The 22,783-nt window shown below is 72.8% G+C and carries 22 protein-coding genes and 1 pseudogene; 11 read left to right on the top strand and 12 right to left on the bottom strand.

The window, feature by feature from the left end; genetic code table 11:
• Window positions 1–24: 24 nt before the first annotated feature.
• Entirely contained in the window at window positions 25–882 is an 858-nt protein-coding gene (locus R4Z63_RS00660; protein ID WP_384682689.1) for an endonuclease/exonuclease/phosphatase family protein, read from the bottom strand.
• 400 nt (window positions 883–1,282) lie between these two features.
• Here R4Z63_RS00660 and R4Z63_RS00655 point away from each other — a divergent pair, with 400 nt between their 5' ends.
• Both R4Z63_RS00655 and R4Z63_RS00650 read left to right on the top strand, forming a co-directional pair.
• Window positions 1,283–1,927 (top strand): L-threonylcarbamoyladenylate synthase, encoded by a 645-nt coding sequence (locus R4Z63_RS00655; protein WP_384453894.1) that lies wholly within the window; start codon window positions 1,283–1,285, stop codon window positions 1,925–1,927.
• Window positions 1,928–1,970: 43 nt separating this feature from the next.
• Window positions 1,971–2,606 carry a carbonic anhydrase gene (locus tag R4Z63_RS00650; RefSeq protein WP_384453897.1) on the top strand — a complete coding sequence of 212 codons (636 nt, stop codon included), beginning with the start codon at window positions 1,971–1,973 and terminating at the stop codon, window positions 2,604–2,606.
• A gap of 205 nt (window positions 2,607–2,811) precedes the next feature.
• Here the strand turns inward: R4Z63_RS00650 and R4Z63_RS00645 are convergent, their stop codons facing one another.
• Window positions 2,812–3,840, bottom strand: coding sequence for a hemolysin family protein (locus tag R4Z63_RS00645; protein ID WP_384453900.1), 1,029 nt, complete (start codon window positions 3,838–3,840; stop codon window positions 2,812–2,814).
• Entirely contained in the window at window positions 3,837–5,168 is a 1,332-nt protein-coding gene (locus R4Z63_RS00640) for a hemolysin family protein (RefSeq protein ID WP_037922541.1), read from the bottom strand. Before R4Z63_RS00640 ends, R4Z63_RS00645 begins: the two co-directional genes overlap by 4 nt.
• A 320-nt stretch (window positions 5,169–5,488) precedes the next feature.
• Between R4Z63_RS00640 and R4Z63_RS00635 the strand changes: the two genes are divergently transcribed.
• Together R4Z63_RS00635 and R4Z63_RS00630 are read left to right on the top strand one after the other, a co-directional pair.
• Complete coding sequence (locus R4Z63_RS00635) at window positions 5,489–6,490, top strand: sporulation protein (protein ID WP_384453972.1); 1,002 nt, start codon at window positions 5,489–5,491, stop codon at window positions 6,488–6,490.
• 70 nt (window positions 6,491–6,560) lie between these two features.
• On the top strand, window positions 6,561–6,755 hold the full coding sequence (locus tag R4Z63_RS00630; protein ID WP_384453903.1) for an antitoxin: 195 nt from the start codon (window positions 6,561–6,563) through the stop codon (window positions 6,753–6,755).
• Between the two features lie 49 nt (window positions 6,756–6,804).
• Here the strand turns inward: R4Z63_RS00630 and R4Z63_RS00625 are convergent, their stop codons facing one another.
• From R4Z63_RS00625 to R4Z63_RS00595, 7 genes are all read right to left on the bottom strand, one after another.
• A complete protein-coding gene (locus tag R4Z63_RS00625; RefSeq protein ID WP_384453907.1) occupies window positions 6,805–7,740 on the bottom strand; it encodes a M56 family metallopeptidase in 936 nt (311 codons plus the stop codon).
• Window positions 7,741–7,744: 4 nt separating this feature from the next.
• Window positions 7,745–8,149: a BlaI/MecI/CopY family transcriptional regulator gene (locus R4Z63_RS00620; protein WP_384453975.1), complete on the bottom strand. Its 405-nt coding sequence runs from the start codon at window positions 8,147–8,149 to the stop codon at window positions 7,745–7,747.
• A gap of 115 nt (window positions 8,150–8,264) precedes the next feature.
• A complete protein-coding gene (locus tag R4Z63_RS00615; RefSeq protein WP_384453910.1) occupies window positions 8,265–9,263 on the bottom strand; it encodes an Acg family FMN-binding oxidoreductase in 999 nt (332 codons plus the stop codon).
• A 118-nt stretch (window positions 9,264–9,381) separates the two neighbouring features.
• Window positions 9,382–10,050, bottom strand: coding sequence for a CBS domain-containing protein (locus R4Z63_RS00610; protein ID WP_384453913.1), 669 nt, complete (start codon window positions 10,048–10,050; stop codon window positions 9,382–9,384).
• A 212-nt stretch (window positions 10,051–10,262) separates the two neighbouring features.
• Window positions 10,263–10,727: a cyclic nucleotide-binding domain-containing protein gene (locus tag R4Z63_RS00605; RefSeq protein WP_384453916.1), complete on the bottom strand. Its 465-nt coding sequence runs from the start codon at window positions 10,725–10,727 to the stop codon at window positions 10,263–10,265.
• A 47-nt stretch (window positions 10,728–10,774) separates the two neighbouring features.
• Window positions 10,775–11,482: a response regulator gene (locus tag R4Z63_RS00600; RefSeq protein WP_384453919.1), complete on the bottom strand. Its 708-nt coding sequence runs from the start codon at window positions 11,480–11,482 to the stop codon at window positions 10,775–10,777.
• 182 nt (window positions 11,483–11,664) lie between these two features.
• Complete coding sequence (locus R4Z63_RS00595) at window positions 11,665–14,082, bottom strand: phosphoketolase family protein (protein WP_269084559.1); 2,418 nt, start codon at window positions 14,080–14,082, stop codon at window positions 11,665–11,667.
• A gap of 194 nt (window positions 14,083–14,276) precedes the next feature.
• On the opposite strand from R4Z63_RS00595, the gene R4Z63_RS00590 reads away from it, so the two are divergent.
• From R4Z63_RS00590 to R4Z63_RS00580, 3 genes are all read left to right on the top strand, one after another.
• On the top strand, window positions 14,277–15,152 hold the full coding sequence (locus tag R4Z63_RS00590; protein WP_384453922.1) for a universal stress protein: 876 nt from the start codon (window positions 14,277–14,279) through the stop codon (window positions 15,150–15,152).
• 250 nt (window positions 15,153–15,402) lie between these two features.
• The gene (locus tag R4Z63_RS00585; RefSeq protein ID WP_384453925.1) at window positions 15,403–15,771 is read left to right on the top strand and encodes an STAS domain-containing protein; all 369 of its coding nucleotides are present in this window, start codon (window positions 15,403–15,405) and stop codon (window positions 15,769–15,771) included.
• A gap of 35 nt (window positions 15,772–15,806) precedes the next feature.
• Window positions 15,807–16,232, top strand: coding sequence for a pyridoxamine 5'-phosphate oxidase family protein (locus R4Z63_RS00580; RefSeq protein ID WP_384453928.1), 426 nt, complete (start codon window positions 15,807–15,809; stop codon window positions 16,230–16,232).
• Window positions 16,233–16,251: 19 nt separating this feature from the next.
• Here the strand turns inward: R4Z63_RS00580 and R4Z63_RS00575 are convergent, their stop codons facing one another.
• Both R4Z63_RS00575 and R4Z63_RS00570 read right to left on the bottom strand, forming a co-directional pair.
• Complete coding sequence (locus tag R4Z63_RS00575; protein ID WP_384453930.1) at window positions 16,252–17,976, bottom strand: sensor histidine kinase; 1,725 nt, start codon at window positions 17,974–17,976, stop codon at window positions 16,252–16,254.
• 206 nt (window positions 17,977–18,182) lie between these two features.
• A pseudogene (locus R4Z63_RS00570) lies at window positions 18,183–18,551 on the bottom strand (VOC family protein); the annotation flags it as partial.
• Between the two features lie 439 nt (window positions 18,552–18,990).
• Between R4Z63_RS00570 and R4Z63_RS00565 the strand changes: the two are divergent.
• The 4 genes from R4Z63_RS00565 to glpK all read left to right on the top strand — a co-directional run bounded on the left by R4Z63_RS00565 (window position 18,991) and on the right by glpK (window position 22,651).
• Window positions 18,991–19,422: a CBS domain-containing protein gene (locus tag R4Z63_RS00565; RefSeq protein WP_384453933.1), complete on the top strand. Its 432-nt coding sequence runs from the start codon at window positions 18,991–18,993 to the stop codon at window positions 19,420–19,422.
• 323 nt (window positions 19,423–19,745) lie between these two features.
• The gene (locus R4Z63_RS00560; protein WP_384453935.1) at window positions 19,746–19,916 is read left to right on the top strand and encodes a hypothetical protein; all 171 of its coding nucleotides are present in this window, start codon (window positions 19,746–19,748) and stop codon (window positions 19,914–19,916) included.
• Window positions 19,917–20,186: 270 nt separating this feature from the next.
• On the top strand, window positions 20,187–21,035 hold the full coding sequence (locus R4Z63_RS00555; RefSeq protein WP_037922576.1) for an MIP/aquaporin family protein: 849 nt from the start codon (window positions 20,187–20,189) through the stop codon (window positions 21,033–21,035).
• A 98-nt stretch (window positions 21,036–21,133) separates the two neighbouring features.
• Entirely contained in the window at window positions 21,134–22,651 is a 1,518-nt protein-coding gene (glpK, locus tag R4Z63_RS00550) for a glycerol kinase GlpK (protein WP_384453939.1), read from the top strand.
• Window positions 22,652–22,783: the final 132 nt, after the last annotated feature.

Genomic DNA, 22,783 nt, shown 5'->3' with positions numbered 1-22,783 from the left:
GAGCGTCCTGCGCTCCCGGCACGGTCACGGCTCCCGGCTGCGGTCCAGATCGGTGTACAGCACGTGGTGGTCCGAGTACCGGCTGGGGCGCACGTGGTGCGGGCCCGACACGACACCGCGCAGGAACACGTAGTCGAACTTGCTCTCCCAGTCGGTGGTCGCCGTGCAGTCGTCTGCGTCCCCGCCGGCATCGCCGGCTTGGGGACGGCAGCCGGGGTCCGCGTCCGGGGCCAGAGCCCACAAGGGGGCCAGTTCGGGCGCGTCCGGTACGGCGTTGAAGTCACCGAGGACGATCGCGCGGTCGTGCCGGGCCACCGCGGCGGCGAGCACCTCGACCTGGCCGGCCCGCACCTCGCCCTGCCGCCGCTCGGCGAGGTGGGTGTTGAAGATGCGGACGGGCCGGCCGCCCACCAGTGTGGTGACGGCCAGGTAGCCGCGGTCCTCGGAACCGCCGTCGGGGTACTCGACGCTCACCCGGTCGGTCATCGGCGCTGCCGAGAGGATCGCCTGGCCGTAGCCGCCCGGCCGCCACGGCAGCCCCCCGCAGCGGTTCCAGTTGCGCAGGACTGTTCCGTAGCGGACGTGGTAGGCCAGCCCGTAGACCTCCTCCAGGTATGCGCGGATCCGCTCGACGTCACGTACGCAGGCCTCTTGCAGGCCGATCACCTGCGGCGCGTACGTGGCGATCTCCGTCGCACGGCCGTAGTCGTTCCCGCTCCCGCACGGATTGCAGATGTTCCACGTGCCGACCCGGTCGGGCACGACCTCCTTGGCCGCGCCGGGCGGCAGCCGTCCGGCACGGGGGACGCCCCCGCCCGGCGTGGCCGGGCCGAGGAGCAGCAGCATGCAGACCGCGGCCGTCGCGCCCGCGGCCCCTCGCATGCCCCTGCCCGGCACGATCGCCTCCCCGGAGTGGATGCACAGGATCACACGGGCCCCGGGCCCGGTATCGGGGTGCTTCCCGGCCGGTCCGGCCGGCACCGTCGCGGCCGGCCAACGGACGGGCCTCGTCGACCGCTGGGATCCGACTACCCCCGACGGGGCGGAGCGGAAACTCCCCGGAGCGCACGAACCGGCCCGGGGCGCCGGGCACACCGCGCACCCTGCCGCCCGGAACCGCGGCGGACGGCGCCGCCCACGGCGGTGCGCGCCGTTCCACGATCGGGGGAATGGTCGTCCGCGGTGTTGACGCCCTGCTGCCCGGTGCGCGGGCCGTTCCGGTAGCCTGCCGACGTCACACGGCAGGTCCGGGCCGAGAGCCCGGTGGGATGGAGACGCGGCCATGGCCCTTCGATACGACTGCTCCACGGATTCGGCCCGGGCCGAGGGGCTGACCGCCGCCGCACTGGCGGTCCGGCGGGGCGACCTCGTGGTGCTCCCGACCGACACCGTCTACGGCATCGGTGCGGACGCCTTCAACCCCGACGCGGTGGACAGCCTGCTGGGAGCCAAGGGCCGCGACCGTGCGATGCCCTCGCCGGTCCTGGTCGCCTCCCCGGACGCCCTGCACGACCTCGTGGCCGATCTCCCGAAGCAGGGATGGGCGCTGGTGGAGGCCTTCTGGCCGGGCGGACTGACCCTGGTCACCCGCCACCTGCCCTCGCTGACCTGGGACCTCGGAGAGACGGGCGGTACGGTCGCCGTCCGGATGCCCTCGCACCCCGTTGCCCTCGCACTGCTCGCGGAGACCGGGCCGATGGCGGTTTCCAGCGCCAACCTGACCGGTCGCCCCTCCCCCCAGGACTGCGACGCCGCACAGGACATGCTGGGCGACTCCGTCTCCGTCTACCTCGACGGCGGTCCCACCGAGGCGGCCGTCGCCTCCTCGATCGTGGACCTCACCGGACCGGTTCCGGTCCTCAAGCGGGCCGGAGCCATCGGCGTCCACACCCTGCGCTCCGTCGTGCCCGACCTGCTGGAGGCGTGACCCTCGGTGGGTGGAGGCCCGGGCGGCGTCGTAGCCTGCGGTCATGAGTACATCGCTGTCACCGACTCCGTCCGAGGCCTTCGAGCTGCTGCTGGCCGGCAACCGGCGTTTCACCGCGGGTGCACCTGAGCACCCGAACCAGGACGCGGCACGCCGTACCGAGACCGCGCCCGCCCAACGTCCCTTCGCCGTCCTCTTCGGCTGTTCCGATTCCAGGCTGGCGGCCGAGATCATCTTCGACCGCGGGCTGGGCGACCTCTTCGTCGTCCGCACCGCGGGCCACGTCGCGGGAGCGGAGGTCCTGGGCAGCATCGAGTACGCCGTGAGCGTGCTGGACTGTCCGCTGGTCGTCGTGCTCGGCCACGACACCTGCGGTGCGGTCGCCGCCACCCGCGCCGCCGTGGCGGACGGGGTCAGCGCCACCGGATACGTGCGCGACGTCATCGAACGCGTGACCCCCAGCGTGCTGGCCGCCCGTGCCGCCGGGCTCACCGACGAGGACGACATCATCGCCGAGCACATACGACACACCGTCGACCTGCTCCTGGACCGCTCCCGGGTCCTCGCCGACCAGGTGGCGGCCGGGAGCGTGGCAGTGGTGGGCCTGTCCTACCGGCTGGCCGACGGCAGCGCCAGGGTCGTCACCACCCGCGGCATCCCGCACGAGGTGCCGGCCTGATCTCGCGGTGACGGACTCCTGCCGGTCACGGGCCGGCCGGGGCTCCACGGGCTGCGCCCGCCGGGGACAGGCCGGTGGTGACGTACGCAATGCCCGTCCGGCGCATACGTCACCATCCGTACCGGCCGTCACCCGGATGCCCGAACGCCACCGGCGGGGCTCGCACCGGTCCGGCGGGGCTCTGCGGCCCCGCCGGCGGGCCTGCTCAGCCGGCGGCGGGTTCGGACGCCTCGCCGACCAGCTCCTCCAGGACGTCCTCCATGGTGACGAAACCGACCACGGCGCCGTCGACGCCGGTGACGGCGGCGAGGTGCGTACCGGCGGCCCGCATGGCGGACATGGTGTCGTCAAGGGGGGTCGAGACCGGCACCTCCGTGACGGTGTGCAGGCTCGCTCGGGGGAAGGGGGCCGAGCGATCGGCCGCACCGAGGGCGTCCTTGATGTGCACGAAGCCCAGGATCCCGCCCCCGGAACCGGTGACGACCAGCCGGGAGAATCCGTGCTCCGCGGCGGTGCGCTCCAGCCCGCGCGGCGTGACGTCCTCGCCGACCGTGACGAAGTCGGATCGCGCGATCATGATCTCGCCGACCGTGCGGGTGCCGAGTTCGAGCGCGTCCTGGAGACGTTCGCTGTCCTCCGGGTCGAGCAGACCGGCGTCGCGGGAGTCCGCGACCAGCCGCGCGAGTTCGTCGTCGGTGAAGACGGCGGCGACCTCGTCCTTGGGTTCCACCTTCAGCAGGCGCAGCAGGGTGTTGGCGAAGGCGTTGATGCCGAAGATCAGCGGGCGCAGCGCCCGGGTGACGGCGACCAGGGGCGGTCCGAGGAGCAGCGCGGTGGGTGCCGGGGCGGCCAGCGCGATGTTCTTCGGGACCATCTCGCCGATCAGCATGTGGAGGTACGTGGCCAGGGTGAGCGCGATGACGAAGGCGATCGGGTGGACGAGCGCCTCGGGCACGCCGATCGAGGCGAACGGCGGTTCCAGCAGGTGCGCGATGGCCGGCTCGGCGACGGCGCCGAGGACCAGCGAGGAGACGGTGATGCCGAGCTGGGCGGTGGCCATCATCGCGGAGAGGTGCTCCAGCCCCCACAGCGTGGTCCTGGCCCGCCGGTCGCCCTTGAGCGCGGCCGGTTCGATCTGGCTGCGGCGTACCGAGATCAGCGCGAACTCGGCGCCGACGAAGAAGGCGTTCGTGATGAGGGTGAGTGCGCCGATCAGCAGCTGGACGGTGGTCATCGGGCATCCTCCTCGTGCGTGTGGGTGGCGGCGGGCATGGTGAGCGTCACCCGGTCCGCCCGGTGATGGTCGACGTCGAGCACGGTCAGCTGCCAGCCGTCGACGTCCACCGTGTCCCGTTCGACGGGGATGCGTTCGAGGCGCGTGGCGATCAGGCCGGCGAGTGTCTCGTAGGGACCCTCGGGCACGGTGAGGCCGATCTCGGCCAGCTCGTCGAGGCGCACACTGCCGTCGGCCTCCCACACCTTGCGGCCGTCCTCGTCCGGGGCCTCGATCAGGTCGGGGACCTCCATCGGGTCGTGCTCGTCGCGCACCTCGCCGACGACCTCCTCGACGATGTCCTCCACGGTGGCCACACCGGCGGTGCCGCCGTACTCGTCGATCACCACGGCCATCGTGCGGGCCCTGCGGAGGCGACCCAGCAGGGTGTCCACGGGCAGCGAGTGCGGAACCAGCAGCGGTTCGGTCATCAGGTCCACGATCGGGGTGAGGGGCCGTTTGTCCTCCTCCAGGGCCAGCACGTCCCGGACGTGGACGGTGCCGACGACCTCGTCCAGCGAGTCCCGGTAGACCGGGAACCGCGAGATGCCGGTGGCCAGGGTCAGATGGGCGGCGTCGAGCGCGGTGGCGTGGGCCTCCAGGGCCCGCACGTCCACGCGGGGCGTCATCACGTTCTCGGCGGTCAGCTCGCCCAGGTGCAGGGTCTTCACGAACAGTTCGGCGGAATCGGCCTCTATCGCGCCCTCGCGGGCGGAGTGCCGGGCGAGCGCGACCAGTTCCTCCGGGGTGCGGGCCGAGGCGAGCTCCTCGGCGGGCTCCAGCCCGAAGCGGCGCACCAGGCGGTTGGCGGTGTTGTTCAGGTGCCGGATCAGCGGGGCGAAGACGGCGGTGAAGGCACGCTGCGGACCGGCCACCACCTTCGCCACGGCCAGCGGGCGGGAGATCGCCCAGTTCTTGGGGACCAGCTCGCCGACGACCATCAGGACGACCGTGGACAGCGCCACGCCGAGCAGCGTCGCCGTGGTGGCGACGGCCCCGTCGGGCAGTCCGGCCGCGGTCAGCGGCCCGCGCAGCAGGGCGGAGACGGACGGCTCGGCGAGCATGCCGATGACGAGCGAGGTCACCGTGATGCCCAACTGGGCACCGGACAGCTGGAAGGTCAGCTTTTTGGCAGCCTTCAACGCGCTCTCGGCTCCCCGTTCACCGGCGGCGGCAGCGCGCTCCAGCTCACTGCGCTCGACGGTGGTCAGGGAGAACTCGGCGGCGACGAACACCGCGCAGGCCAGCGTCAGGGCGAGCGCGAGGAGCAGCAGCAGGATCTCGGTCACCGTGCCACCCCCGCTCCCGGATCGTGAACCCCACGGGTCTTCGGGCAGGACGTGGCACGGCAGGGACTGGGAGGTTCACCCATTGCGGGCTGCTGCTCCATTCGCTTCTCGGGCGGACCGCTTGGGTCCGGACGGCTGTTCGGTCACGGACAGTATCCGCGACTCCTTGGTAAAGAGCAAGCAAAGCCCATCCGCCCTGCCGGCGGCGCTTTCGCGTCGTTCTCGCCCGGTTCCCGCGGCGACGCTTCGCGATCCTCCGGTTACTCCTATGCTTCTACATGCGTGTAGATTCAACCATGACTGAAGGAGTGGACGCCACGATGGTGTTCAAGCGACTGCTCGGCTCGATGGGCGTCGGCGGTCCTGCCGTCGACACGGTCCTCGACCCGGTGAGCCCGGTACCCGGTGGCAGCCTGTCCGGCGAGGTCCGGCTCACCGGGGGCCGCGCGGACTGCGACGTCGAGTACATCACCCTCGAACTCGTCGCCCGTGTCGAGGCGGAGACCGAGCACGGCGAGCACGACGGCGTCGCCGTCTTCGAGCGCTTCACCGTCGGCGGCGGCTTCCGCCTCCACGAGGGCGAACAGCGCAACATTCCGTTCACCGTCGCCCTGCCCTGGGAGACCCCCGTCACCGAGCTGCACGGCCAGGCCCTCGGCATCGTCCTCGGGGTGCGCACCGAACTCGGCGTGTCCGGAGCCAGGGACAAGGGCGACCTCGACGCCTTCACCGTCCGTCCGCTCCCGGTCCAGGAGGCCGTGCTGGAGGCCCTGGGGCAGCTCGGCTTCGGCTTCAAGTCCGCCGACCTCGAGTACGGACACATCGGCGGCACCGGCCAGCAGCTGCCCTTCTACCAGGAGATCGAGCTGAGCCCCGCCCCGAGCTACGCCCACCGGGTGAACGAGATCGAGGTCACCTTCCTCGCCTCCGCGGCCGGCATGGACGTCGTCCTGGAGGCGGACAAGCGCGGCGGGTTCTCCGGCGGCCACGACGCCCTCGCCCGTCACACGGTCCGCCACGACCAGGTGGCCCACACGGACTGGAACGCCGAAGTCGACGGCTGGATCCGCGCCCTGGTCGAGGCGCACGGCGCGCACGCGCCCCACGCCTCCTACGGGCACGACCCCTACGGCCACGCGGGCCACAAGGACGATCACGGCCACGGAGGCCACCGGTCCGGCCCCGGCATGGGAACGGTCGTCGCCGCCGGTGCGGCCGGACTGGCGGTCGGCGTGGTGGGCGGCATGGTGGCGGCCGAAGTCATCGACGAGGTAGGCGACTTCTTCGAGGACGACGAGGACGAGGGCGACGACGAAGCCTGACCCCGCGGCGTACGCGGTGGAACAGACGGGCCTCACCGGCCCGTTCGTCACAACAGTGAAGGAGCGGATCATGCTCGACGGTCTGAAGGGTCTGGTCGGCAAGGCGACCGAACTGGCGACGGAGCACCGCGAGGTCCTGGCACAGGGCCTGGAGAAGGCGGCCGACGTCGTCGACGAGAAGACGGACGGCAAGTACGCCGACCACATCGACACCGGGGTGGACAAGGCCAAGGGCTTCCTCACCGGGCTGGGGGAGAAGGCGTAGTTCCGGCCCGGCCGGCCCGTGACCGCGGGCCGGCGCCGCGAGCCGCCGCTCAGGCGGAGAACGTGGCCGCGTGCAGGATGAAGTAGAGGGTGACGGCCGCGTTCGCGGAGGACAGCGCCGAGGCCGTCGCCCCGCCGGCCGCGGTCCACACCGCCAGGCCGGCCCGGGTGAAGGCGGGCGGCCAGGCTCCCCCGGCGGGGGCCGGGCCCAGCAGCGCGGCCACGCGGCGCGGTACCGGCCCGGCCATCGCGAAGTGCGCCGCCGCGACCGGCGGCCCGCCGGGGGAGACCAGGGCGGCCTTGCCGATGGCCCGAGCCACGGTCCGCCTGCTGCCGATCTGCGCAGCGGCCTCCTCGTCGGCCCACCGCTCGCAGGTGTAGGCCACGGCCGTCCGCAGCGGCAGCAGGAAGGGATTGGCGTGTGCCGCGAGCCGGACGGTGAGCAGGAACCGGTGGTGACGGCCGGACAGGTGGGCCCGCTCGTGTGCGAACAGGGCCCGTCGCTCACGGGAGGTGAGCGCCGCGAGCATGCCGGTGCTGACGACGACCCGGTCGAGTCCGCGGCCGGGCAGCGCGTACGCGTACGGAGCCTCGTCCGGCAGTACGGCCACCGGCCCCGGGCGGGCCGTGCGCAGTGCCTCCTCCGTGCGCCGCCGGACCCTGTGCTGCCGCCAGACCGCAGCGGAACAGGACGTCAGTACGGTCAGCAGCGCCGGGATGGCGATCCGCCCGGCGACCTCGTCGTACGGTACGGCCTCCCGGACCTCCGGGTCCGACCAACTGTCGGGCAGGGGATTGCCCGGCAGTTGCGCGGTGCCCACGACCATGACGAGGGCGAGGCACAGCGTGCTGCAGCAGGCCAGCACGGCCGCGACGGCCGTCAACAGCCCGGTCGCAGTGCGCGGGTGGAGATGTTGCTCCGCCAGACGGGCGATCGGCCAGGCGGTCAGCGGAAGGACGAGCGGCAGGAAGACGAAGACCCCCATGGCGTCAGTCTTCCTCCTCCTCGGCCGCCTGGGCCAGCAGGTTGCGGAGCAACTGCTCGTCCCCGGGCGGCAGGGCCGTGACGAAGCGGGTGAGCACCGCCTGCCGGTTCTCCTCGCCGTCCAGCACCTTGCGCATGCGCAGCGCGGCCAGACCGGCCCCGTCCGCGACCGGTGTCCACTGGAAGGACCTGCCCTCCCGCCGACGGGTCACGGCGCCCTTCGCGTGCAGCCGGGTGAGGATCGTGATCACGGTCGTATAGGCGAGCCCGCCGCCCAGGCGCTCCTGCACCCAGGGCACGGTCACCGGACCCGGTGCCTCGCCCAGGGCGGACAGGACGGCGATCTCCAGCTCGCCCTGACCGCGTCGGCGCGGGTGCTGCCCGGAGCCGCCCCTGCGCTCGCCCGTCATACCGCTGCCCTCCAGTCCGCCGGCCCCGCCGGTGCCGGATCGGTTCATCGTACTGACCGGTGGCACCGACTCCGGCGGACTCTCCCGTACGCGGCGGCTGCCTGCGTCCGGTCGGCTACGCCCGGATCTCCAGAACGTCGGAGACCGGACGGCGGGGCGTCCCCGGGCCTTGAGGGCCGTATCCCAGGCGCACGACCATCTGCACGTGCCCCATGGCGTCGAGCGGGTCACGGGCCGTCCATCGCAGTTCCGGCCAGTCCAGGGGCTGCGAGGTCATCGAGGTGGCCAGGCCGTCGGCGGTGGCCTGGAGGAGGACGCGCTCCAGGGCCTGGCCGGCCCGCAGCCAGTCGACCCGGGTGTCCGCCGGGGTGCCGAGCAGCGCGAGCTGGGGCCGCTTCTCGAACACGGCCCAGCCGCGGTCCGCCATGGGGTGGTCCCGGCCGAAGTCCCGCACGGGGGCGGCGCCCGCGGAGCTCCGCGGACCGAACGCGTCGGCGGGAACGCCGTCGCGGCGTGCACCGGACGCGGTGCGCGCGGGCGAGGCCCAGGCCGAGGTCTCCGCGCGGACGAGCGGGTCCATGTCCTCCCGGTGTTCCGCGTCCCGTACCAGGCCGAGCACGGTATCCAGGTGCCAGTCGCCCGCGACGGCGAGCCGGCAGCCCTCCAGCAGCGCGGCGCCCTTCAGCCCGTCCAGGAGGGCGTCCGGTACCGGTTCGTCACTGAACGGGAAGCGGCTGGTGTGCCGACGGCGGAGCGCGTCGTGCAGCACGGCCAGGTCGAGGTCCTCGTCGGACGGTGCGCCGAGGGCCGCGGTCGCCAACAGCCACGGCTGCGAGGCGTCGGGCAACAGGCGCACCCGTGCCCGGAGTCCGTGCCGGACCGCGGACACCCGGAGGTTGAACAGGGCCGCCGCGCAACCGAGGTGGAGAGCACGGTGGTCCGGATCGGTGCGGGGCATGGAGCGTTCCGCGTCGCCGTACAGCTCGATGACGCCGTCGGCACGGCGGAAGACGAACTTCCACGGCTGGGCGTTGTGCATGGACGGGGCGGTGACGGCGTCGCCGACGAGCCGGGCGACGGTGTCGGAGTCGAGGGTCGGGTGTGCTGCGGTCATGGGACTGTCCAGTGGGTGCGGTGCGTCCGGTGCGTCGCTGCGTTCTCGCGTGGGTGCCGCCCGGCCGTGCGCCGTGACGGCGAGCGACGGGGGGCGGCGGGTCGGGTCCGGCGCCTGGTCACCACATCACCGTACGGCCGGCGCGGCCCGTGCGGGCGGCGGAGGTGTCGTCGGTGCGGGCCGTGACGTGGGACGCGACGGCGACGACTCCGTCGAGCTGTTCCACCAGACGCACCAGCACGGGGAGCAGGCTCTGCCGCTCGACGCTGCCGTCCAGTGTCACGATGCCGTCCACGACGTGGACGGCGACGTCGCCGAGCGGCACGTCCAGTACCTCGGCGAGGACCTCGTCGGTGACCCGCCGGCGTATTTCGGAGTCCGGACGCACGAACAGGCGCAGCAGGTCCCTGCGGGTGACGATGCCGACCAGCCGTTCCTCCTCGTCCACCACGGGCAGCCGCTCGACGCCCCGGCGGGTCATCAGCCGGGCCGCGTCACCGGCCGTCACCTCGGCGCCGACGGTGACCGCAGGGGCGGACATGACGTCACCGGCCGTGGGCGGCTCCGCCACCTCGCCGGGTTCCTGCGGGGGGTGCGATGCCGGTGCCAGGTGGGCCAGGAGGTCGGTCTGCGACACGACGCCCACGACGCGGTCCTCGTCGTCGAGGACGGGCAGCCCGGAGACGCCGTACTGGGCGAGGAGCTTGGCGACGTCCTTGAAGGCGGTCTCCGGGGCCACCGAGACGACCTCGTCGGTCATCAGATCCGCCACCTTGATGTGCTTCATGACGTCCTCCTGCTCCGGCGTGTGACGCGAGGAACGTGCGTCCTGGTCGGGGTGTCCCCCCACCATCCGCCGGTTCCCGCCGGTGTTCGAGGGCCGAACGGCCCCCACCGGGGGCCGTAAGGGCCATCGGGACCCTGAGGTGCGGACCGCGCCCGAAGGACGGCACCGCCGCCTCCGGGCGCGGTCCGCACGGAGGAGGTCCTCTGCCACGGTCACAGGTAGCTGCCGCTTCCGTACGGCGCGTAGAGGTCGAGCAGGCGCACTCGGGCTGCCTGCAGCCGGTGGGCGAGCACCTGTCCGACCCAGTGACCGAGGGCCGCGCCGAACGCGCTGTCGGCTTCCATCAGCTCGCGGACGCGCACGGCGTCGAACTCGTGGGCGCGTACCGGTGTCATGGCCTCCGCGCCCAAACGCCAGGTGTACGGTGCGAACAGCCACGAGCAGCCGACCAGCTCACCGGCGCCGAGCCGCTCGATGACCGCCGCGCGTCGGCCCGGCACATGGACGTCGAGGGTCACCGTGCCCGACCGGACGATCCAGAACCGGTCGGCGCGACCGCCCTCGCGGAACAGATGCGCGCCCTCGTCGAAGTTGACCTCACCGGCCATCTCCATCAGGCGGTTGCGGCAGTCGGCCGGCAGCGCCGCGTTGAAGCGGATCGAAGAGGTGGAATCCATCGGAACGGCCTCCTGGTTCAGGTCATGCTCGACGCCCGACCGGCAGCTCAGTGCCTCGGCGCGGCCTCGCCGCCGTTCCCCTGGTCGTGGACGTGCGCGGCGATGACGGCTGCCTGTACCCGCCGTTCGACGCCCAGCTTTCCCAGCAGCCGCGAGATGTGGTTCTTGACGGTCTTCTCCGAGAGGTAGAGCCGCTTCGCGATCTGGCGGTTGGTGAGGCCGTCCCCGATCAGTTCGAGTACGGCCCGTTCCCGCTCGGAGAGCGCCGCCAGGCGGGTGTCCTCGGGTGTCCCGACCGGCTCCGGGGCACGGAGGGAGCGCATCAGGCGTGCGGTCGTCGCAGGGTCGAGCATGGACTGCCCGGTGGCGACCGTGCGCACCGCGGAGACCAGGTCGGTCCCCTTGATCTGCTTCAGCACGTACCCGGCGGCCCCTGCCATGATCGCGTCCAGCAGGGCGTCCTCGTCGTCGAACGACGTCAGCATCAGGCAGGCCAGGCCGGGCATCCGGGAACGCAGCTCCCGGCAGACCGCGATCCCGTCGCCGTCGGGCAGCCGGACGTCGAGGACGGCCACGTCCGGGCGGAGCGCCGGCCCCCTGGCCAGGGCCTGGCCGGCCGTCGCCGCCTCGCCCACGACGGTGATGTCGGCCTCGGCGTCGAGCAGGTCGCGCAGCCCCCGCCGCACCACCTCGTGGTCGTCGAGGAGGAACACCTTGATGGGAGCCTCCGCGGAGGCTCCCGGTACGTTGGACATGATCGCCGCCTGCTCCGGGTGACGCCGTAGGTGCTGGTGCGCTTCCACCGGAATTGTCTCAGGAGGGGGCCGGGCCCACCCGCCGGTAGATCCCCCCGACCGCCTCCGTCACGCAGGGCGACCGCCGGGGAGGTCGGGGATGCACGGGATGCCGGGGCGTGCCGGAGCGGTAGGGCGCCCGTTCAGCACGGCCAGGACCAGTCCGCCACCTCAGGCAGGTCCGTGCCGTGCGCGCGGATCCAGTCGTGGTGGCGGACGCGCTGGTCGGCCATGGCGCGGCGCAGCCCTCCGGCGCGCTCCGCGAGGCCGGGGACGCGGTCGATGACGTCCATGACCAACCGGTAGCGGTCCATGTCGTTGCGGACGACCATGTCGAAGGGGGTGGTCGTGGTCCCGGACTCCTTGTACCCGCGCACGTGCAGCCGGGCGTGGCCCGTCCGGCGGTAGGCCAGGCGGTGGATGAGCCACGGGTACCCGTGGTAGGCGAAGATCACCGGGCTGTCGGTCGTGAAGAGGGCGTCGTACTCGGCGTCCGTCATGCCGTGCGGGTGTTCCTCGTGGGGCATCAGACGGGCGATGTCGACGACGTTGACGACGCGCACGGCCAGCGAGGGGAGGTGCTCGCGGAGCAGGGCCGCGGCCGCCAGCACTTCCATGGTGGGCACGTCGCCCGCGCAGGCGAGGACGACGTCCGGATCGCCGGAGCCCTGGTCGGTGCCGGCCCAGTCCCAGACGCCGGCGCCGCGCGCCACGTGCTCACGGGCCGCGTCGATCGGGAGCCAGTCGAAGCAGGGCTGCTTGCCCGCGACGATCACGTTCACCCGGTCGCGGCTGCGCAGGGCGTGATCGGCCACGGCGAGCAGGGTGTTGGCGTCCGGCGGCAGGTAGACCCGCACGACCTCCGGGCTCTTGTTGAGGACGTGGTCGACGAAGCCGGGGTCCTGGTGCGAGAAGCCGTTGTTGTCCTGACGCCAGACGTGCGAGGTGAGCAGGTAGTTCAGGGAGGCGACGGGCTCGCGCCAGGACAGCTCGCGCGCGGTCTTCAGCCACTTGATGTGCTGGCCGGCCATGGACGCCACGATGTGCGCGAAGGCCTCGTACGTGGAGAACAGGCCGTGGCGGCCGGTCAGCAGGTAGCCCTCCAGCCAGCCCTGGCAGACGTGTTCGGAAAGGATCTCCATGACCCTGCCGTCGCGCGACAGGTTCCGGTCGGTGGCCTCCGTGATGCCCTGCCAGGCCTTGCCGGTGGCCTCGTACAGGCCGTCCAACCGGTTGGAAGCGGTCTCGTCCGGGCCGACGACCCTGAAGTCCCTCCGCCCCGCGGTGTCCCGCATGATCTGTGTCAGGAAGCTCCCCAGGACGCGGGTCGGCTCGTGCAGGCCGCGCCCCGGCTTGGGGACGGGGACGGCGTGCGCGTCCAGCGAGGGGAGCGGGAGCGGCCGCAGCAGGCGGCCCCCGTTCGCGCAAGGCGTCGCCCCGAGGCGGAGTCCGCCGTCCGGGACCCACGCCAGGACCTGCGCCGTCGGACGTCCGCGGGAGTCGAAGAGCTCCTCGGGTCGGTACGAGCGGAGCCAGGCCTCCAGCTGTCGCAGGTGCTCGGGATTCTCGCGGACCCCGGCCAGCGGGACCTGGTGGGCACGCCAGGTGCCCTCGACCGGCTCACCGTCCACGGTCGCCGGTCCGGTCCAGCCCTTGGGCGTGCGCAGCACGATCATCGGCCAGCGGGTGTACTCGCGGCCCGGATCGGCGCCCGCCGTCCTGGCCTCCCGCTGGATGGCCGCGATCCGGTCCAGGGCGTGGTCCATCGCGCGGGCCATGGCCTGGTGCACCAGGGCGGGCTCGCTGCCGGTCACGTACAGGGGTTCGTGCCCGTAACCGCGCAACAGCGCGTCGAGCTCGGCCTCGGGGATCCGTGACAGCACGGTCGGGTTGGCGATCTTGTAGCCGTTGAGGTGCAGGACGGGCAGGACCGCGCCGTCGTGGACCGGATCGAGGAACTTGTTCGAGTGCCAGGACGCGGCCAGTGGCCCGGTCTCCGCCTCGCCGTCGCCGATGACGCAGGCGACCAGCAGACCGGGGTGGTCGAACGCGGCCCCGTAGGCGTGGGAGAGGGCGTAGCCGAGTTCACCGCCCTCGTGGACGGACCCGGGCGTCTCCGGAGCCACATGGCTCGGCACCCCGCCGGGGAAGGAGAACTGCCGGAACAGCCGGGCCATGCCGTCGGCGTCCCGCGCCACGTCCGGGTAGACCTCGCTGTACGTCCCCTCCAGCCAGGAGTTGGCCAGGACGGCGGGTCCGCCGTGCCCGGGGCCCCAGACGCAGAGCGCCTGTAGGGACCGCTCCCTGATCACGCGGTTGAGGTGGGTGTACACCAGGTTCAGACCGGGCGAGGTGCCCCAGTGGCCGAGCAGCCGCGGCTTGATGTGCTCCGGCCGCAGCGGCTGGGCCAGCAGGGGATTGCCCATAAGGTAGATCTGGCCGGCGGCCAGGTAGTTCGCGGCGCGCCAGTGGGCGTCCAGCTCCGAGATCGATTGCGCGGTCAACGCGGTCATGTCCGCTCCTGCGTGCCGGGGTCCGGGGCGTTCGTCGACTGAGCCGATGCCGACAGCCTGCGCCCGTGCGCGGGCGGCCCGCAGGGGAGGACCGTCCCTCGGTGAGGGCCGGTCGGCCCTTCCGTGCGCCTGCCCGTCCCGGGCACGGTGAATGGCGCGGCGGCCGGTCCTTCCCCCGGCCGGCGCGACCCATCCCTGCGGGAGATACCGACGCCCCGCGCGTCAGTACGGAGGACAGACCTGTGAAGCGAACCCTCGTCGTCGGAGTGGACGGCTCGGCGGAGAGCAGGGCCGCTGCCGACTGGGCCGCGCGGGAAGCCGTGCTCCGCAATCTGCACGTGCACGTGGTCCACGCCTGGCTGTGGCAGCCGCTCGCCGTACCGGTCGTCCAGGACCGCGCGACCGAGGCCCGCCGGGCCCAGGAGATCCTGGAGGAGACCGAGGCCGAGCTCACCCGTCGCCATCCCGGGGTCGCGCTCACCGCGGAGGTGGTGCCGGACGTTCCGGTGCCGGCCCTGCTGCGCGCCGCCAAGGGGGCGGAGATGCTGGTGCTCGGCTCCCGTGGGTACGGCGCCGTGGCCGGCTTCCTGCTCGGCTCGTACGGGCAGCAGCTGATCGCCGCCGCCGAGTGCCCCGTCGTCTCCGTCCGGGCTGGGCGGGACGGGCCGGTCCCGGCGGCCGGCGGGGGAGAGGTGGTCGTCGGCCAGCAGGGCGGCGTGGAGGAGTCCGCCGAGGTGCTGCGCTTCGCCTTCGAGGAGGCCGCGGCCCGCAAGGTGCCGCTCCGGGCCGTCCGGGCCTGGAGCCTGCCCCCGATCTACGGCTACAGCCCCGGGTCGATGTGGATCGCCGACCAGCTGGGCGGCCTGGCGCCGTACGAGCAGGAAGCGCTGGAGCAGGCCCTGGAGCAGTGGCGGGCCCGGTACCCCGAGGTGCAGGTGGTCGAGCACGTCGAGCAGGGGAGCGCGGGCCACGCGCTGCTGTCCGCCGCTTCGGACGCAGGGCTGCTGGTCGTCGGCCGGCGGGTCCGCGAGTCGGCGCTCGGGGCGCGCATCGGTTCGGTGGCCCACGCCGTGCTGCACCACGCGGTCTGCCCCGTGGCCGTCGTCCCGCACCGCTGACGCTCCACGGCCGGCTTCCGCGCCCCTGCCACGACGCGACTCCTTCGGCCGGGTCCGTCGCGGACGCACGCCCACCGGCCTTCCGCAGCCCGGCCGGCCGGTCGGACAGGACCCGATCGGCCCGCACGGGAGGGCCGCTCCGGGGCGGGTACCGGCCGGCCCTTCGGACAGGGACCTTCGGCCCTGTCCGAAGGGCCTGCCGGGCCTTTTCCGGGGCCGGCCGCACGAGGTGCACTGAGGGCGCACGGCAATGGCGCGACTCGACGGAGCCGCACGCAGCGCGGAGGACGACATGAGGACCGCCCTGATCGACCTGAGGACCGTGGCACGCGACGATCGCGGCCTGAGAATAGCCCTGGCCGGGGAGCTCGACTTCTTCACCGTGGAGCACGTGGCGCCGCGCCTGCGCGAACTCGCCGGCTCCGGCCACCGCAACCTGATCCTGGACCTGCGCGGCCTCTCCTTCTGCGACAGTGCGGGCATCGCCTTCTTCACCCGACTGGAACGTCACTCCCGCGAGGCGGGAACCCGGCTCCTCCTGTGCGACGTGCCACCCCAGGTGATCAAGTCCATGCGGGTGCTCGCCGCCGACCGCGACCTGAACCTCGTCGTCTCGTGATCACGCAGCCGCCCCGGTCCGCGGACCCGCGACGGATGCGGGAGCTGGACAGGGCCGAGGCACTGGGACTCCTCGCCACGGTGTCGCTGGGACGCATCGTCTTCACCCGGCACGCGCTGCCCGCCGTTCGGCCGGTGAACCACCTCGTCGACGGCGAGGACATCGTCGTCCGCATTCACGGAGGCGGGGCGCTCGGCTCGCTGGCGGCACCGACCGAGGCCCCTGGGGTGGTCGTGGCCTACGAAGCGGACGTCATCGACCCCGACACCCACCTCGGCTGGAGCGTCGTCGTCACCGGCTACGCGCGCCCGGTGGCCGATACCGCCGACGCCGACCGGTACGCGGACCTGCTGCGCCCCTGGGTCGGAACGCCCATGACCGGTGCCCTGCGGATCCACCCGGACCTCGTCACCGGGTTCCGGCTGGAGGAGGCGGCACCGCACCCCGCGCCGGGGGCCTGAAGCCGACCCGTCCCCGCGCTCAGCTCCCGCCGGGCAGCGGTGCCCGCCACACCAGCCGGCTGCCGCCCTCCTGCGGGTTCTCCACGGTGAAGGACCCGCCGACGGCCCGGGCCCGTTCGTCGAGGTTGCGCAGACCGCTCCGGCGGCCCTGCGCCGGAATGCCGGTGCCGTTGTCCGTGACGGCCAGCACGACTTCGCCGCTCCCCGCCCTGAGGCTCACGCCGACCCGGGTGGCCCGCGCGTGGCGGGCGGCATTGCTGAGGAGTTCCCCCAGGACCGCCATGATGTGGTCGGCGATCTGGGCCGGTACGTCGGTGTCGAGCAGGCCCTCCATGCTCAGGCGCGGCGGATGGCCGAGCGGGGTGGCGGCTTCGCCGACGGCACGGGCCGCCCGCGCCCGCAGGCCCGGGCCGTTCTCACGGTCCTTGGTACGCAGTCCGAAGATCGTCGATCGGATGATCTTGATGGTTTCGTCCAGGTCGTCGACCGCCCGGCCGACCCGCTCGGCGGCTCCTTCGTGCTCGACGAGCCGGGCCGCGCTCTGCAAGGTCATCCCGGTGGCGAAGAGACGCTGGATGGCCAGGTCGTGCAGGTCGCGGGCGATCCGGTCACGCTCCTCCAGCAGCGCTATCTGCTCGGCGTCCCGGCGCCGCTCCGCCAGCTCCAGGGCGAGCGCCGCCTGACCAGCGAAGGCCACCAGCGGCTCCAGCTCGCCCTCGCCGAACGCCGGTTCGCCCGCCGCGCGCGCGAGCAGCAGCACGCCCCGGCTCTCCCCGCCCGCCGTGCTCAACGGGACGGCGACGGCCGGCCCCAGCCCCGCCCGCTGCCGGACCTGGGCCTCGGCCGGGTAGTGCGCGTCGTCCGCCCCCGTCATGGCCGTGACGGGTCGGCCCGCCCGGTACGCGGCTCCCGAGAGCGTCTCGGCGAAGGGGACGACGAGTCCCTGCCGTTCCGGTCCGTCCGCGCCGGCAGCGAACTCCACGACCAGGCCGTCCACTCCGGCCACCGGCATGGCGATGTCCGCCAGGCGCGCCGCGGTGATCTCCTGGGCCCGGCGGGCGATGAGTTCCAGCACCGTCGGGCGCGAACAGCCGGACAGCAGGCTCTCGGTGATCTCCGCGTTGGCCCTGAGCCATCGCTGCTGGCGCTGCGACCCCTCGTACAGTCGCGCGTTGTCGATCGCGACACCCGCCGCCACCGACAGGGTGGAGATCACGGCCTCGTCCTCGGTGTCGAAGTCCAACCCGCCCCGCTTGTCGGTGAGGTACAGGTTGCCGAACACCTCGTCGCGGACCCGGATCGGCACACCCAGGAACGTACGCATCGGCGGGTGATGGGCCGGGAAGCCGTACGACGAGTGGTGCGCGCCCAGGTTGGTGAGCCGCAGGGGCTCCGGATGGTGGATGACCTCCCCGAGCAGGCCGTGGCCGGCGGGCAGCGGCCCGATCCGTGCGATCTCCTCATCGGTGAGCCCGACAGTCAGGAACCGGGCGAGCGTGCGACCGTCGGGGCCGATCACGCCCAGCGCCCCGTACTCGGCGTCCACGAGCAGGGCGGCCGCCTCCACGATCCGCCGGAGCACCTGGGCGAGATCGAGCTCCCGGCCGACCGAGACCACGGCCTCGAGCAGGCTGTGCACCCGGTCGCGGGTGCCGCGAACGGCGTCGATGCGCGCCTGGAGTTCGTCCAGCAGCTCGTCCAGCCGCATCCGCGGTACCTGCGTCAACGGATTGCCCGTACCCACGTGTTTCTCCTCCGCCCAACGACCGGTCCTCGCCCGGGCAAGCGTATCGACCCGTCAGGGCCGGAAAGGACGATCCCGCAGGACATCGTCGCCCGTCGGCCTGAAACGGGTCAGGTTCCGACTCCGCATCCGGCTCCGGCGCCGGGGCGGGCCGCCGGGGCCCCCGCGCCGGGTACGGACGGGTCTGCGCCCTGGGCATCGGCGCGCGCCCGGTCGGAGTCGCTGCGCAGGACGCAGAACTCGTTGCCCTCGGGATCGGCGAGAACGGCCCAACCGGACCCGTCGGGGTTGCGGTGGTCGGAGACGAAGGTGGCGCCGAGACCGAGCAGCCGCTCCACCTCATCGTCACGCGTGGTTTCCGGGCGCAGGCACAGGTGGATCCGGTTCTTGACCGTCTTGTGTTCGGGCACTTGGTTGAAGTAGAGCACCGGCCCCTCCGCCAGCAGCACCATCGTTTCCCGGTCGCCCGGTTTGGCGTCCGGATGCATCGGGCAGCCCGTCGCAACGCTCCAGAACCGGGCCAACGCGTAGGCGTCCACACAGTCGACCGCCACGTTCTGCACTATCGAGACCATGCGCGAGATCCTTCCCGATCTTGACCCCGAGTACCAGCGGTGTGCGGGAACAACGAGAGGCCGCTGACCGTTTGTCTTGATGCGGGGCGCAGGAGGACGAAGCCCCCGGGCCCGGTGCGGTGCCCGCGTCGCCGCCGCCGGGAGGTCACACGGGGTCCTTCCCGCTCCCGCTCGTGAACGCCCTGGCCCGCCTTCCCCCCCGGCCGGCTGGGGCCGCCCCGATCGGCCATCCCCCCCGGCCGGTCGGGGCCCTCGTGCCCGCGCCGCCCGGCAGGGCGGAGCCCCACCCGTTGCGGGCAGCGGCGCCCGCCCGGACGGCGCCACCGCCGGATACGGGAACCGGCCAGGCCGGGCCCACGGGCCTACCTCGCCGGTGGCGGGGTAGGCGCCGCGCAGCAGGTGCCGTGTCCCACGGCGGCTACGACCTTCGGGAGGACCGATGACCCGACGAGTGCACGAGGTGATGACGCGCAACCCGGTGGCCGTGGAGCGCCTGACCTCACTGGCGGAAGCGGCGCGGGTGATGCGGGACGCGGGCATCGGGGACGTGCTGGTCGTCGACCAGGGCCGGCTCTGCGGCATCGTCACGGACCGCGATCTCGTCGTCCGCGGGATGGCGGAGGACCGTGACCCCGCGGAGACGACCGTGCACGCGGTCTGCAGCACCGAACCCCTGACCGTCGGGCCCGACGACCACGTCGACGAGGCCGTCGACCTCATGCGCCGGCACGCGCTGCGGCGCCTGCCCGTGCGCGACGCCGGGGGTGAGCTCGTCGGCATCGTCACCCTGGGCGACCTGGAGGTGGAGCGGGACCCCGGCTCGCCCCTCGCCTCCATCGCGGCTGCCGAGGAGGCGGCCCGCGACCGGTGACGGCCGCGACGGACTCCGCCCGCCCGGTGCCCATCGGATCGCAGGGACGTCGAACGGAGCCGAACGGAGCCCGACGGGCCGCGTGGCGGCCTCGCCTCCGGTCGTCCCGCGGCCGGCCGCGTCGTCCTCTACAGGGTCGAACACCGGGCGCGGCGGCTTCACATGGGTGCCCCGGGCCGGTTCCCGGCCCCGCCGACCGGAGGCGCAGCGTGCGTGCGCACTGCGACCCGTAGACCACATGGTGCGGAAAGTAACCGGCTGTGTCAGCGTGGTGGAGAGGAATCCTCGGAATCCTCCGTCCCCGTCAGAAGGAGTCTGCCGTCATGGGCGGAATGAAGGGCAAGCACCGGGAGCCGGGCAAGGGCCGCGAGGACAAGCAGCGCCCGCTGCCGCCCGGACTGGACCCGGTCCATCCCGAGCCCCGCCAACCGTCGCGTCGGCCGGGCCGTCAGGGCGCGCCCCGTGCGAAGGGCCCGCACGCAGACGGCTTCTGACCGGAGCGGCCGGGCGTCCGGGATTCGGGGCAACACCCCACGCACGCAGGGCCCGGCCGGAGCCGCAGTCGCCCCGGCCGGGCCCTGTCCCATCCGAGGCGGCTCCGCCCGAAGGGCGGCGGAACGAGGGAGGACCGACGTACCCGCAGCGGGGCGAGAGCGCCGCGCAGGACCTGCCGTCCTTCGCGCGGGACCGTCCCGTACTGCGGTCAGACAGAGGACTCGGGGCAGTTCGAAGCCGGCCTTCGGCCCGGCGGGAAGCGGGCATCCATGACGGAGCGCCTCCATAGATCGGGTCTGGTCGGCGAACTCTTCGCCGAATTCGCCGGCACCATGATCCTTATCCTCTTCGGTTGCGGTGTGGTGGCCCAAGTGGTCGCGGGCGGGGCCCTCACGGACCCCGCGGGCGGTCTCGGGAACCACGACAGCATCGCCTGGGCCTGGGGCCTCGGCGTGACCCTGGGCGTCTACGTCGCGGCCAGGTTGAGCGGTGCTCACATCAACCCCGCGGTGACGGTCGCACTGGCCGCGTTCAAGGGCTTCCCGTGGAAGAAGGTGGCCCCCTACGCAGTGGCCCAGGTGGCCGGAGCCTTCGTGGGGGCCCTGATCGTCCGCTGGAACTACAGCGAGGCGTTGGCCAAGGCCGACCCCGGTCACACCATCAAGACGCAGGGGGTCTTCTCCACGCTCCCGGCGAACGGCAACACGAACCTGCCGGTGACCGAGTGGGGTGCGCTGCGCGACCAGATCATCGGGACCGCCATCCTCCTCTTCCTGGTGCTGGCCATCACGGACATGCTCGGTACGCCCCCCGGCGCCAACCTCGCCCCGTTCATCGTCGGCCTGATCGTGGTGGCGATCGGCATGGCGTGGGGCACCAACGCCGGCTACGCGATCAACCCGGCCCGTGACTTCGGCCCCCGCCTGGCGAGCTTCCTCACCGGCTACGGCGGGGCATGGCGAGATCAGTACGGCCATCTCTACTTCTGGGTCCCGATCATCGGCCCCTTCATCGGGGGCGTGCTCGGAGCGGCTCTCTACAAGCTCCTCGTCGGCCGGTTCCTGCCGGACGCCGAACCCGAGCCCCCCGGACGGGTACCGGTCCCGGACGAGAGCTGAACCGCACAGAGCTGCCCGCACCCGGGACGGACGCGCATCGGCGCTCCGTCCCGGGCGCCGGCCCCATTCACGGCATTCCCCAGAGGAGGCGGCATCCCATGGCTGACTTCGTCGGCGCAGTGGACCAGGGCACCACCAGCACCCGATTCATGATCTTCGACCATGCCGGCAACGAGGTGGCCAGGCACCAACTGGAGCACAACCAGATCCTGCCGCGCTCGGGATGGGTCGAACACGACCCGGTGGAGATCTGGGAGCGCACCAACTCGGTGATCCAGAACGCCCTCCGGCACGGCAACCTCGACGCCTCCGACCTCGCGGCCGTGGGCATCACCAACCAGCGCGAGACCACCGTCGTCTGGGACCCCCGCACCGGGCGCCCGTACTACAACGCGATCGTCTGGCAGGACACCCGTACCGACTCCATCGCTGCGGCGCTGGAGCGCGGCGGCCAGGGCGAGGTCATCCGCCGCAAGGCGGGGCTGCCCCCGGCCACCTACTTCTCCGGCGGCAAGATCCAGTGGATCCTGGAGAACGTCGACGGCGTGCGGGAGGCCGCCGATAAGGGGCACGCCCTCTTCGGCAACACCGACTGCTGGGTGCTGTGGAACCTCACCGGAGGCCCCGACGGCGGCGTCCACGCCACCGATGTCACCAACGCCAGCCGCACCATGCTGATGGACCTGGAGACCCTCGACTGGGACGACGAACTGCTGGGGTTCTTCGGCATTCCCCGGTCCATGCTGCCCACGATCAACCCGTCGTCCCATCCCGAGGCGTACGGACGGACCCGCACGTCGCGGCCGTTGCGGGAGGCGATCCCCATCACGGGCGTGCTCGGTGACCAGCAGGCGGCCACCGTGGGCCAGGTCTGCTTCGCGCCCGGCGAGGCGAAGAACACCTACGGAACCGGCAACTTCCTGGTCCTCAACACCGGCACCGAGCTCGTCCGCTCGCGGCACGGCCTCCTCACCACCGTGGCCTACCAGTTCGGCGACAGCCCCGCGGTCTACGCCCTCGAAGGCTCCATCGCGGTCACCGGCTCCGCCGTGCAGTGGCTGCGCGACCAGCTGAAGATCATCACTGACGCTGCCGAGACCGAACGCCTGGCCCGTACGGTCGAGGACAGTGGGGGCATCTACTTCGTTCCGGCCTTCTCCGGACTGTTCGCCCCGTACTGGCGCTCCGACGCCCGCGGCGCCATCGTCGGCCTCGCCCGCTACCACGACAGCGGCCACTTGGCGCGGGCCACCCTGGAGGCCATCTGCTACCAGAGCCGCGACGTCGTGGAGGCCATGGAGCAGGACTCGGGTGTGCACCTCGACGTGCTCAAGGTAGACGGCGGCGTCACCGCCAACGACCTGTGCATGCAGACGCAGTCCGACGTCCTCGGCGTACCGGTCAGCCGCCCCGTCGTCGCCGAGACCACCGCGCTGGGCGCCGCCTACGCGGCCGGCCTCGCCACCGGCTTCTGGCGGGACACGGACGAACTGCGCACCCACTGGCAGGAGTCCAAGCGCTGGGAGCCCCAGTGGTCCGAGGAGCGGCGCGCCGAAGGGTACGAGGGCTGGAAGAGGGCAGTGGAACGCACGCTCGACTGGGCCAAGGTCGAGTAACCGCCCGTCCGCGCCCCCTGGCCGGCGGCACTCGCCACCTGGCGCAGACGGGATGACCGCCGGCCTCTCGCATTCTCCGCCGCGCCGAGGGCCTGCCTCCCCCTCTCGGAACCGGCCGTTCGGAGACGGGGA

This window comes from Streptomyces sp. PL-29 (assembly GCF_058344425.1).
The sequence above is the reverse complement of the archived record's forward strand: the minus strand, read 5'-3'. Positions and strand labels throughout refer to the sequence as shown.

Bases quoted from the DNA above. Each gene is read 5' to 3' on its own strand.
- R4Z63_RS00605 (WP_384453916.1), bottom strand. From the start codon at position 10,727: ATGGATTCCACCTCTTCGATCCGCTTCAACGCGGCGCTGCCGGCCGAC.
- R4Z63_RS00615 (WP_384453910.1), bottom strand. From the start codon at position 9,263: ATGACCGCAGCACACCCGACCCTCGACTCCGACACCGTCGCCCGGCTC.
- R4Z63_RS00650 (WP_384453897.1), top strand. From the start codon at position 1,971: ATGAGTACATCGCTGTCACCGACTCCGTCCGAGGCCTTCGAGCTGCTG.
- R4Z63_RS00585 (WP_384453925.1), top strand. From the start codon at position 15,403: ATGGCGCGACTCGACGGAGCCGCACGCAGCGCGGAGGACGACATGAGG.
- R4Z63_RS00600 (WP_384453919.1), bottom strand. From the start codon at position 11,482: ATGTCCAACGTACCGGGAGCCTCCGCGGAGGCTCCCATCAAGGTGTTC.
- R4Z63_RS00555 (WP_037922576.1), top strand. From the start codon at position 20,187: ATGACGGAGCGCCTCCATAGATCGGGTCTGGTCGGCGAACTCTTCGCC.
- R4Z63_RS00620 (WP_384453975.1), bottom strand. From the start codon at position 8,149: ATGACGGGCGAGCGCAGGGGCGGCTCCGGGCAGCACCCGCGCCGACGC.
- R4Z63_RS00625 (WP_384453907.1), bottom strand. From the start codon at position 7,740: ATGGGGGTCTTCGTCTTCCTGCCGCTCGTCCTTCCGCTGACCGCCTGG.
- glpK (WP_384453939.1), top strand. From the start codon at position 21,134: ATGGCTGACTTCGTCGGCGCAGTGGACCAGGGCACCACCAGCACCCGA.
- R4Z63_RS00655 (WP_384453894.1), top strand. From the start codon at position 1,283: ATGGCCCTTCGATACGACTGCTCCACGGATTCGGCCCGGGCCGAGGGG.
- R4Z63_RS00580 (WP_384453928.1), top strand. From the start codon at position 15,807: ATGCGGGAGCTGGACAGGGCCGAGGCACTGGGACTCCTCGCCACGGTG.
- R4Z63_RS00660 (WP_384682689.1), bottom strand. From the start codon at position 882: ATGCGAGGGGCCGCGGGCGCGACGGCCGCGGTCTGCATGCTGCTGCTC.
- R4Z63_RS00630 (WP_384453903.1), top strand. From the start codon at position 6,561: ATGCTCGACGGTCTGAAGGGTCTGGTCGGCAAGGCGACCGAACTGGCG.
- R4Z63_RS00610 (WP_384453913.1), bottom strand. From the start codon at position 10,050: ATGAAGCACATCAAGGTGGCGGATCTGATGACCGACGAGGTCGTCTCG.
- R4Z63_RS00635 (WP_384453972.1), top strand. From the start codon at position 5,489: ATGGTGTTCAAGCGACTGCTCGGCTCGATGGGCGTCGGCGGTCCTGCC.
- R4Z63_RS00565 (WP_384453933.1), top strand. From the start codon at position 18,991: ATGACCCGACGAGTGCACGAGGTGATGACGCGCAACCCGGTGGCCGTG.
- R4Z63_RS00645 (WP_384453900.1), bottom strand. From the start codon at position 3,840: ATGACCACCGTCCAGCTGCTGATCGGCGCACTCACCCTCATCACGAAC.
- R4Z63_RS00560 (WP_384453935.1), top strand. From the start codon at position 19,746: ATGGGCGGAATGAAGGGCAAGCACCGGGAGCCGGGCAAGGGCCGCGAG.